The 9484-nt window shown below is 75.2% G+C and carries 10 protein-coding genes; 9 read left to right on the forward strand and 1 reads right to left on the reverse strand.

Translation table 11 applies throughout. The features are described 5' to 3' along the window. Both ABD352_RS18010 and ABD352_RS18015 read left to right on the forward strand, forming a co-directional pair. A partial coding sequence (locus ABD352_RS18010) for a sensor histidine kinase (RefSeq protein ID WP_344613538.1) occupies positions 1 to 748 on the forward strand: 748 nt, incomplete at its 5' end. Then, positions 745 to 1404, forward strand: a complete 660-nt coding sequence (locus tag ABD352_RS18015) for a response regulator (protein ID WP_344613539.1) — start codon at positions 745 to 747, stop codon at positions 1402 to 1404. The genes ABD352_RS18010 and ABD352_RS18015, both read left to right, overlap by 4 nt. 45 nt (positions 1405 to 1449) lie before the next feature. Here the strand turns inward: ABD352_RS18015 and ABD352_RS18020 are convergent, their stop codons facing one another. After that, on the reverse strand, positions 1450 to 3846 hold the full coding sequence (locus tag ABD352_RS18020; RefSeq protein ID WP_344613540.1) for a discoidin domain-containing protein: 2397 nt from the start codon (positions 3844 to 3846) through the stop codon (positions 1450 to 1452). A gap of 348 nt (positions 3847 to 4194) precedes the next feature. On the opposite strand from ABD352_RS18020, the gene ABD352_RS18025 reads away from it, so the two are divergent. From ABD352_RS18025 to ABD352_RS18055, 7 genes are all read left to right on the forward strand, one after another. Next, a complete protein-coding gene (locus ABD352_RS18025) occupies positions 4195 to 5529 on the forward strand; it encodes an aminotransferase class I/II-fold pyridoxal phosphate-dependent enzyme (RefSeq protein WP_344613541.1) in 1335 nt (444 codons plus the stop codon). 118 nt (positions 5530 to 5647) lie between these two features. After that, complete coding sequence (locus ABD352_RS18030) at positions 5648 to 6067, forward strand: hypothetical protein (protein ID WP_344613542.1); 420 nt, start codon at positions 5648 to 5650, stop codon at positions 6065 to 6067. After that, positions 6064 to 6831 carry a vWA domain-containing protein gene (locus tag ABD352_RS18035; protein WP_344613543.1) on the forward strand — a complete coding sequence of 256 codons (768 nt, stop codon included), beginning with the start codon at positions 6064 to 6066 and terminating at the stop codon, positions 6829 to 6831. The genes ABD352_RS18030 and ABD352_RS18035 overlap by 4 nt, the downstream gene beginning before the upstream one ends. Before the next feature lie 2 nt (positions 6832 to 6833). Continuing rightward, complete coding sequence (locus ABD352_RS18040) at positions 6834 to 7613, forward strand: PP2C family serine/threonine-protein phosphatase (protein ID WP_344613544.1); 780 nt, start codon at positions 6834 to 6836, stop codon at positions 7611 to 7613. Continuing rightward, positions 7610 to 8671, forward strand: coding sequence for a hypothetical protein (locus ABD352_RS18045; RefSeq protein WP_344613545.1), 1062 nt, complete (start codon positions 7610 to 7612; stop codon positions 8669 to 8671). Before ABD352_RS18040 ends, ABD352_RS18045 begins: the two co-directional genes overlap by 4 nt. Further along, positions 8668 to 9291, forward strand: coding sequence for a 4Fe-4S single cluster domain-containing protein (locus tag ABD352_RS18050; protein ID WP_344613546.1), 624 nt, complete (start codon positions 8668 to 8670; stop codon positions 9289 to 9291). Before ABD352_RS18045 ends, ABD352_RS18050 begins: the two co-directional genes overlap by 4 nt. Then, positions 9288 to 9484, forward strand: a 197-nt coding sequence (locus tag ABD352_RS18055) for a hypothetical protein (RefSeq protein WP_344613547.1), incomplete at its 3' end; no start/stop codon positions are given. The genes ABD352_RS18050 and ABD352_RS18055, both read left to right, overlap by 4 nt.

The following is a 9484-nucleotide window of genomic DNA, read 5'->3' on the forward strand; positions in this document are numbered from 1 at the left end:
CCGCCGGCACCGCCGCGCGCTGGAGGAGCGGGGCTGGCTGCTCGAACGTGAGCGGCAGGTGGCCGCCGCCACGGCGGTGGAGGCCGAGCGGGCCCGCATCGCCCGGGAGCTGCACGACATCGTCAGCCACAACGTGAGCGTCATGGTCGTGCAGGCCGGCGCGGCGCGGGAGGTGCTGGCCGCGACCGGCCACGCCGTGCCGCCCGACGCCGCCGGCGCCCTCGCCGCGGTCGAGGGGGCCGGCCGCGACGCGCTCAAGGAGCTGCGCCACCTGCTCGGGCTGCTCGCGCCCGCGCCCGACGGCTCCCCGGACGCCGAGCCCGCCGAGGACATCGCGCCCCAGCCGGGCCTGTCGGGGCTCTCCCGGCTGGTGGACCGCATCGCCTTCGCCGGGCTGCCGGTGGACGTGCGCATCGGCGGCGAGCCGAGGGCGCTGCCGGCGGGGATCGACGTCACGGCGTACCGGATCATCCAGGAGGCTTTGACCAACGCCCTCAGGCACGGCCGGGCCGACCGGGCCGAGGTCGAGGTCCGCTACGCCGAGCGCCACCTGCGCATCGAGGTCCTCAACACCGGCCCGAGCGTGCTGTCCGGCGGCGATCCGGTCGCCCGGCCGCCCCAGGGCACCGGGCGGGGGCTCGTCGGCCTGCGCGAGCGGGTCGCGGTGTACGGCGGCGACCTCGACGCCCGGCGGCGCCTCGGCGGCGGCTTCCGCGTCCGCGCCCGGATCCCGCTGGACCCGGCGTGACCGGCGAACCGAAGGTGCTGATCGCCGACGACCAGGCGCTCGTGCGCACCGGATTCCGGATGATCCTCAACGCCCGCGGCGTGGAGGTCGTCGGCGAGGCCGCCGACGGCGTGGAGGCGGTCTCCGCGGCCGAGCGGCTGCGCCCCGACGTGATCCTCATGGACATCCGCATGCCGAACCTCGACGGGCTCGCCGCCACCCGGCAGATCGTCGCCCGCCTGCCCGGCTGCCGGGTCATCATGCTCACCACGTTCGACCTGGACCGCTACGTCTACGCGGCGCTGGTCGCCGGGGCGAGCGGCTTCCTGCTCAAGGACGTCACCCCGGAGCATCTGGCGAACGCGGTACGGCTGGTCGGCACCGGCGACGCCCTGCTCGCCCCGTCGATCACCCGCCGGCTGGTGGAGCGGTTCGCCGCGCAGGACGGCCCGGCGCCGCTGCATCGCGACCTCGGCCCGCTGACCCCGCGCGAGCTGGAGGTGCTGACCCTGCTCGGGCACGGGCTGTCCAACGCCGAGCTGGCCCGGGAGCTGACCCTGAGCGAGGCCACGGTGAAGACCCACGTGGCGCGGATCTTCACCAAGCTGCGGCTGCGCGACCGCGCGCAGGCGGTCGTCCTGGCCTACGAAACCGGACTGGTCCGCCCCGGCTCCTGACGGCCCGGTGCCGGCCGGGCCGTCAGGGCTTGCCGTCACGCCCTTTTATGCCAGGGTCTTCGAGTTCACCTGGAACTCCCACAGCGAGTACCCGTACTGGGTGGCCCGCTGGGTGCCGTACATGCGGACGTACCTGCCGGACCCGGCCACGTCGAGCGTCTGCGCGCCGCCGGTCCCGGTCGTGGTGGAGTAGATCGTCGTCCAGTTCGTGCCGTCGGTCGACGCCTGGATCTGGAACGCCTTGGCGTAGGCGGCCTCCCAGTTCAGCCCGACCCGGCAGATGTTCTGGGTCGCGCCCAGGTCGACCTGCAGCCACTGCGGGTCGGACGCCGCGCTCGACCAGCGGGTGCCGGTGTTGCCGTCGACCGCGTTCGCCGGCGGGAAGGCGGCGTTCTGCTGCGACGAGGCGGTCACCGGCCGGCCCAGCGCCGCGTTGGCGGTGCCGCAGCTGCTGACGGTGCCGGTGGCGTACACCTCGAACTCCCACAGCGAATAGCCGTAGCCCGTGGCCCGCTGGGTGCCGTACATCCGGATGTATCTCCCGGACCCGCTCACGTCGAGCGTCTGCACGCCGCCCGTGCCGGTGGCGGTGTTGTAGATCGTCGTCCAGCTGGCGCCGTCGGCGGACGTCTGGATCTGGAACGCCTTGCCGTAGGCGGCCTCCCAGTTGAGCACCACCTTGCAGACCGAATACGTGGCGCCCAGGTCGATGGTGATCCACTGCGGGTCGCTGAACGCGCTCGACCAGCGGGTGTTCGGGTTGCCGTCGATCGCGTTGTCCGGCGGCAGCCCCGCGCCCTCGTTGCCCGACGACGTGGCGTGCCCGTTGCGCGCGATGTTCGTCGTGCCGCACGCCGGACCCTGGCCCGGCGTCACCGTCCAGGTGAACGTCGCGCTGCCCGCCGCCCCCGTGGTGTCGGTCGCGGTGACCGTCACCGTGTACGTGCCCGCCGCGTTCGGCCCGCCCGAGATGATCCCGGTCGCCGGGTCGATGCTCAGCCCCGGCGGCAGCCCGGTGGCGCCGTAGGTCAGCGTCTGCCCGGACGCCGAGTCGGTCGCGGCGATCGGCAGCCGCACCGCGTTGCCGACGGCGTGGGTCTGGTTGCCCGGGTTGGTGACGGTGACCGTGTTGCCCGGCGTGGTGCCGCTCGGCGTCGTCCACGTCTGCTGGGCGGAGCCGTTGCAGGTCTCGATCACCAGCCGCGCGGTGGTGTTCCCGCCCGGGTCGGACAGGCACAGCCCGGAGTTCGGGTTGACCAGGGAGCCGTTGGCCTGGCGGGTCCAGGCCTGCGCGTTGGACTGGTTGCAGGGGTACCAGTCGACGTTGGTGCCGCTGGTCTTCCCGGCCGACACGACGTCGAGGCAGCCGCCCTGGACCCGGACCGTGTTGTCGGAGTAGGTGGTCCACTGCTGGCCCGCCGTACCGTTGCAGGTCGACACGCCCATCGGGTTACCGGCCACGTTCAGCGAGCTCTGGTTGGTCAGGCACAGCCCGTTGATGCCCTTGACCTGCCCGGTCGCGGTCGGGGTGGCCGTGGGCGTCGAGTTGCCGCCCTGCTCGTAGACGGCCACGTAGGCCACGCTCATCGCGCCGCCGGACGTCGTGGCCGCCGTCGGGGTGGTGAACCCGGCGATCCCGTCGGGGTAGTTCCCGCCGATGGCCAGGTCGAAGATGATGAAGAACCCGTGGTCGATCGCCTGCTGCCAGGTCGAGGTGCCGACCTGCGACTGGGTGATCGTGCTCTCCACGACGCCGTCCATGAGGAACTGCAACGACTCGGCGGCGGTGTTCGTGCGGTCGACGATGACGGAGTAGGTGTGGTACCCCGTCTGGCACGACGACCCGGCCGCCGGGCACGCAATCAGCCCGTGCCCCTGGCTCCCCGCCGCGTGGTGCAGGGTCTGGGACGCCTCGTCGAGCGCGTTGACGTTCTCCATCATGTCGATCTCGCCCGACTGCGGCCACCCGCCGCCGGTGCGCATCGGCGCCCCCAGCGCCCAGAACGCGGGCCAGTACCCGAGCCCGCCGGACGGGTTCGGCTGGCGGATCGACGCCGTCATCTGCAGCTTGCCGCCGGGCGGCGCCTGGAAGTCGGAGCGGGTGCTCTCGATGCGGCCTGAGGTCCACGTCCCCCCGTTGTTGATGGCCTGGAGGACCAGGTGGCCGGAGCCGTCGAGGTACACATTCTGCGTCGAGTTGGTGGTGTGCTCCTTCTCGCCGGTGCCGAACCCGGTCCCGATGTCGTAGAACCAGTTCGCCGACGAGGGCGGCGCCCCGGCGGCCCCGGCGAAGTCGTCGCCGAACACGGTCGTCCAGCCGGCGGGCGCCGGTGGCACGGTCTCGGCCTGGGCGGCCCCGGGCGCGACCGCGGCGGCGGTGGCGAGCCCGACGAGGCCCCCGGCGACCAGGGCGAGTGCGGACATGACTCTTGCGGTGGACACGATGCCTCACCTTCAGCGCTTTCGCATCACATGGCGGGGTGGTCAAGAGAGCGCTCTCTCATCGATCGTTGCCATTGCGTCAGGGCGCTGTCAACCCGTTGCCAATGCCATTGCCAACTTCGCGGCGCCGGTTGCGGTCTTCGCGTGCGCTGCGGGTCTTCGCGTGCGCTGCGGGTCTTCGCGTGCGCTGCGGGTCTTCGCGTGCGCTGCGGGTCTTCGCGTGCGCTGCGGGTCTTGCTGTGCCGCGGGTCTTCGCGTGCGCTGCGGGTCTTGCTGTGCTGCGGGTTCGGGATTGTCGTGCGGTCCTCGTTGCGCTGCGGGTTCGGGGGATTGTCGTAGGGTCGGAGGGTGACCGCAGGCTTCGCTCTGGCCGGCCGCACGGCGAGCGAGATCTCGGCCGCCGTGGAGGCCGGCGTACGCTCCGGCGCCCTTTCCGCCGGCGCCGCGCTGCCCCCCATCCGGGCGGCCGCCACCCAGCTGGGGGTGAGCCCGGCCACGGTGGCCGCCGCCTACCAGGCCCTTCGCCAGCGCGGCATCGCCGAGTCGGCCGGCCGCCAGGGTACGAGGGTCCGCCCCCGCCCGGCCCTGGCCGCCGCCCGCGGCCAGTTCCGCCTCGAGGTCCCCGAGGGCACCCTCGACCTGGCCTCCGGCGGCCCCGACCCGCGCCTGCTGCCCGACCTCGGCCCGGCCCTCGCCCGGCTGGCCGCCGCTCCGCCCCCGACCGGGTACGCCGGCGGCACCGGCTACGCTCCGCTGCGCACCGCGGCCCGCGAGGCCCTCGGCCGCGAGGGGGTCGACGCCGCCGAGCTGGCCGTGGTCGGCGGGGCCCTCGACGGCGTCGAGCGCCTGCTCGGCGCCCATCTGCTGCCCGGCGACCGGGTCGCGGTCGAGGACCCCGGCTGGGCCAACCTGCTCGACCTGGTGGCGGCGCTCGGGCTGCGCCCGGTCCCGGTCCGGGTCGACGACGCCGGCCCCGATCCGCAGGGCCTGGCCGACGCCCTGCGTGCGGGCGCGCGTGCCGTGGTCGTGACCAGCCGCGCCCACAACCCGACCGGCGCCAGCGTCACCGCGCCGCGCGCCGCCGACCTGCGCGCGGTGCTGGCGGCGCACCCGGACGCGCTGGTGATCGAGGACGACCACGCCGGCGAGCTCTCGGTCGAGCCGCTGCACCCGCTGGCCGGGGCCACCGGGGCGTGGGGGTTCGTGCGGTCGGTGAGCAAGCCCTTCGGCCCCGACCTGCGCCTGGCCGTCGTGGCCGGGGACGCCGCGACCATCGCCCGGCTCACGGGGCGGCAGCGGCTGGGCACCGGCTGGGTCTCGCTGGTCCTGCAGCGCCTGGTGGCCGACCTGTGGGGCGATCCGGCCACGGCCGCGACGGTGGCGAGGGCGCGGGCCGAGTACGAGGCCCGCCGTGCCGCGCTGGTCGACGCGCTGCGGGCGCGCGGGCTGACGGTCACCGGTCGCACCGGGCTCAACGTCTGGCTGTCGGTGCCGGACGAGACCGCCGCCGTGGCCCGGCTGCGGGAGGCCGGTTATGCGGTGGCCCCCGGGGCGCTTTACCGCATCGCGACCCCGCCCGCAGTGCGCATCACCGTCTCCGCGCTCGACCTGCCCGCGATTCCGGCTCTGGCCGATGCCGCCGCCAAGGCTGCGTCGGGAGCGCTACCGACCCCCACTGCATGACTCGGGCTGGGTGCCGCTCCGCCTAATGACACCCTAACATATTTACACAAACAAGATTACTTAGCGTACCTCAGCGTAGCCGGAAAACTACACGCCGAACTGTCCGTCAGGGTACGGCGTGAAGCAGCCGCCGCTCATGCGGGCCCTCGGCCTGAGCACCCCCGCCGCGCTGGCCCTGGCCGCGGGGCGCATCGCCGACGGCGAGGGCGGGTTCAACCTCGCCGCCGGCGTCACCGTCGGCGTCGTCTCCGTCGGCGCACTCACCCTGCTGCTCAACAGGACCGTGCCGGACGAAGCGAGGACCGTGCCGGACGAAGCGCCCGTCGAGCTCGCGCCGCAGCCCGGGGAGCCCGCGGCCGGCGACCGGGTCGAGGTGCGCACCCACTTCACGGCGGCCGGCGGGTACGTCGCCCACGGCCCCCTCCTGTGCTGGGCCACCGCGCCATCGGGGCAGCACGAGGCGTACACGCCAGGCACCGCGTGCGTCGTCGCCGCGGCCGGCGGGGACGTCCTGGGCGTCGAGAGGGAGGCGGCATGACCGGCCCGTTCCCGGACGTGCAGGGGGCGAAGAGCCGGCTGCTCATCGCCCTCGTCGTCGACAACTCGTCCTCGATGCGCGAGCAGGACGCGATCGGGGAGCTCAACGCGGCGCTCGCCGCATGGCGCGACGAGGTCCGGGCCGATGCCAACCTGTGCCGGATCGGGGAGATCGCGCTGGTCTCGTTCGGGGCCGGCGGCGAGGGCGGGGCGACCGTCGTCGACCCGTCGGGGCGCGGGCGCGACCCGCTGCCGTCGCCGTTCGTGCCGGTCGGGGAGTTCGCGCCGCCGACGCTGGTGGCGTCCGGGTACTCGCCGATGGTGCCCGCGATCCAGCGGGCCCTCGCGCTGGTGGACCGGCGCCGCGAGGAGCTCGCCGAGCAGGGGATCGCGATGGCGTACCGGCCGCTGGTGTACCTGCTGACCGACGGGGCGCCGAGCGACGAGGACGGGCGGCCCAGCGACCGGTGGCGGGACCTGGCCCAGGAGCTGCGCCGGCAGGAGGCGGAGCAGCGGCTGCTGTTCTTCGCCTTCGGGGTGCGCGGGGCCGACCGGCAGGTGCTGGAGGGACTGGCGCCGCAGGCGAACTACCTCATGGAGCGCAACAACTTCAGCCTCGTGCTGCAGGCGGTGCGCCAGAGCATCGACCGGGTCATGAGCAGCGGGCGCAACGCGCCGGCGGAGGTGGTGCAGGCCGGGGTGCAGGACACCGTCGGGGAGCTGCGCGAGCTGCAGGACTGGTTCATCCGCCAGACCGGGCTCTGACGGTGGCGGCGGCGAAGTTCCCGCCCGGGTGGCGGGTGGTGACCGCGGAGGCGGCCGGCCCGCTGCACCTGGCCGGCGGCGGGGAGAACCAGGACGCCCACGCCTACCGGCGGCTCGGGGACGGCTTCGTGCTGGCGGTGGCCGACGGGGCCGGCTCGGCCGCGTGGTCGGCGTGCGGCGCGCGCACGGCCGTGGCCGCGGCCTGCCGGGTCGCCGAGGACCTGGCCGGCGCGCCGCCGCGGGAGCGCTCCGGGTGGTGGGATCTGCGCCGGCGGTACGTCTCCCGGTTCCTGCACACCTTCGACGCCTGGGTCGCCGGGCTGGGCCGTCCGCCCGCCGACCTCGCCACCACGGTGCTCGCCGTCGTCGCGCACCCGCCGGCCTTCCTGTTCGTGGCGGTCGGGGACTGCTTCGCGGTGGTCGAGCACGCCGGCGGCGGGACGCACCTGCTGGTGCCGCCCGACACCGGGCCCGACGACGGCGCCGCGGTGTTCCTCACCTCGCCCGGGCGGGCCGCCTCGCTGCGCGCGGAGCTGCTGTTCGACCCGGCGGTGACCGGGCTCGCGCTGTGCACCGACGGGCTCGTCGAGCCGGCCCTGGCCGCGGGGCGCGGGCCGGCCGGCGGACGGGTGCTGCGGGCGCCGCAGGACTTCGGGCGGTACTTCAGCGCCTTCGCCGGCCCCGAGCACTCCCCGGCGATGCTGACCGACCGCATGCACTCGCCCGAGTTCGCCGCGGCGTCGGCCGACGACAAGACGATGGTCCTCGCGGTCCGCGCATGAGGCTGTACTTCGAGCCGGGCCGCCCGGTCGTGCTCACGGACCCGCAGCCCATCGGCAGCGGCGCCCAGGGCCTGGTCGTGGTCGGCGCCGGCAATCCGCGGTTCTGCTTCAAGGTGTACCGCACCGTCTCCGGGACCAGGGACGAGCGCACGGCCGCGCTGCTGCGCCTGCCCCCGGCCGCGTGGCCGGGCACCCCGGAGCACCACGCCGCCTGGCCGCTGCACCCGCTGACCGACGACACCGGCCACGTGCGCGCGGTCGCGCTGCGCCGGGTGGAGGGCGTCTCGCTGCACGCGCTGTTCGACCCGCAGCAGCGCCAGGCCGCGCTGGAGCGGCCGAACTGGGCGACGCTGCTGCGGGTCGCGCGCAACCTGACCCGGCTGTTCGGCCGGCTGCACCGCGCCGGCGTGGTGGTCGGCGACGTGAGCCCGGGCAACGTGCTGGTCGAGCCGGACGGCCGGGTCGTGCTCATCGACTGCGACAGCGTCCAGTTCACCGACCCGGCGACCGGGCGGGCGTTCCCGGCCGAGCACGTCACCCCGGAGTACGCGCCGGGGCAGGCCCTCGCGCACGGCGACGTGAGCCACGACCTGTTCGGCCTGGCGGTGCTGATCTGCCAGCTGCTCATGGAGGGCGACCACCCGTTCGAGGGCATCCCGCGCGAGGGCGCCGACCGCGGCATCGAGGGCAACATCGGCGCCGGCGCCAGCCCGCTGCTGGAGCCGCACCGGTTCGTGCCCGTGCCGGGCCGGCTCACCGCCGAGCTGCTGCCGGAGCCGGTCGTCGCGCTGGCCCGGCGGGCGTTCAGCGGGGACCCGACCGCGCGCCCGGGCACGGCGGAGTGGGACGCGGCGCTGGGGGAGGCGCAGCGCGAGCTCATCGGCTGCCGGTACGACGCCGCCCACTTCCACCGCCAGGGCCTGTCCGCCTGCGTCTGGTGCCACCGCCGTCACCACGGCTTGGGCGAGCACTACCCGGCGGCGGGCGGCGCCGCGACCGCGCCGACGGCGGCCGCCCTGGCCCGGCGCTCGCGCCCGGCCGCGCGGAGGTGGGCATGACGGCGCTGCTGCGGGTCGCCGAGACCCACCCCGCCTGCCACGTGCTGGGGCCCGGAAGCCGCTTCGTCGTGTGGGTCCAGGGCTGCGGCATCGGCTGCCGGGAGTGCGTCAGTCCACAGTGGATCCCGTTCGAGGGCGGCCGCGACGTGCCCGTGGCCGAGCTGGCCGAGCAGGTCGCGCGCGAGGCCGCGGACGGGCTCACCATCTCCGGCGGCGAGCCCTTCGCCCAGGCCGGCGCCGTGGCCGAGCTCGTCGCGCGGGTGCGCGCCCGCCGCGACCTGTCGGTGCTCGCCTACACCGGCTACACGATCGAGCACCTGCGCCGACACGGCAGCGCGGACCAGCGCCGCCTGCTGGCCGCGCTGGACGTGCTCGTGGACGGGCCCTATCTGGTCGGCCGGCAGGCCGCCGTGCGCTGGCGCGGCTCGGCCAACCAGCGCATCCACCTGCTCACCGACCGGCACGCGGGGCTCGCCGCCGAGCCGGACGAGAGCGCGGGGCTGCAGTTCGAGGTGGCCGCCGACGCCACGGTGCGCTGGCTCGGCGTCCCGCCGGTGGCCGGACTGCGCCCGCGCCTCGAGGAGCGCCTGGGACTCATCGCTAGGGAGGCTGGATTTTGAGCGGATCGCCGAAGTACCACGAAATCCGCGGCGGCGAGCTGCGCCGGCAGCGGGCCGAGCAGGAGCGGCGGGAGCGGGAGCGGCGCCGCCGCGAGGAGGAGCGCAAGCGGCGCGAGGAGGCGCTGCGCCGATCCGTCGCCGCGGCCGTCGCGCGGGCCGACGAGATCGCCGCCCGGCTGGCCGCGGCCGCCGA

It is taken from the genome of Dactylosporangium salmoneum (assembly GCF_039532525.1).
GTDB classification, from domain to species: domain Bacteria; phylum Actinomycetota; class Actinomycetes; order Mycobacteriales; family Micromonosporaceae; genus Dactylosporangium; species Dactylosporangium salmoneum.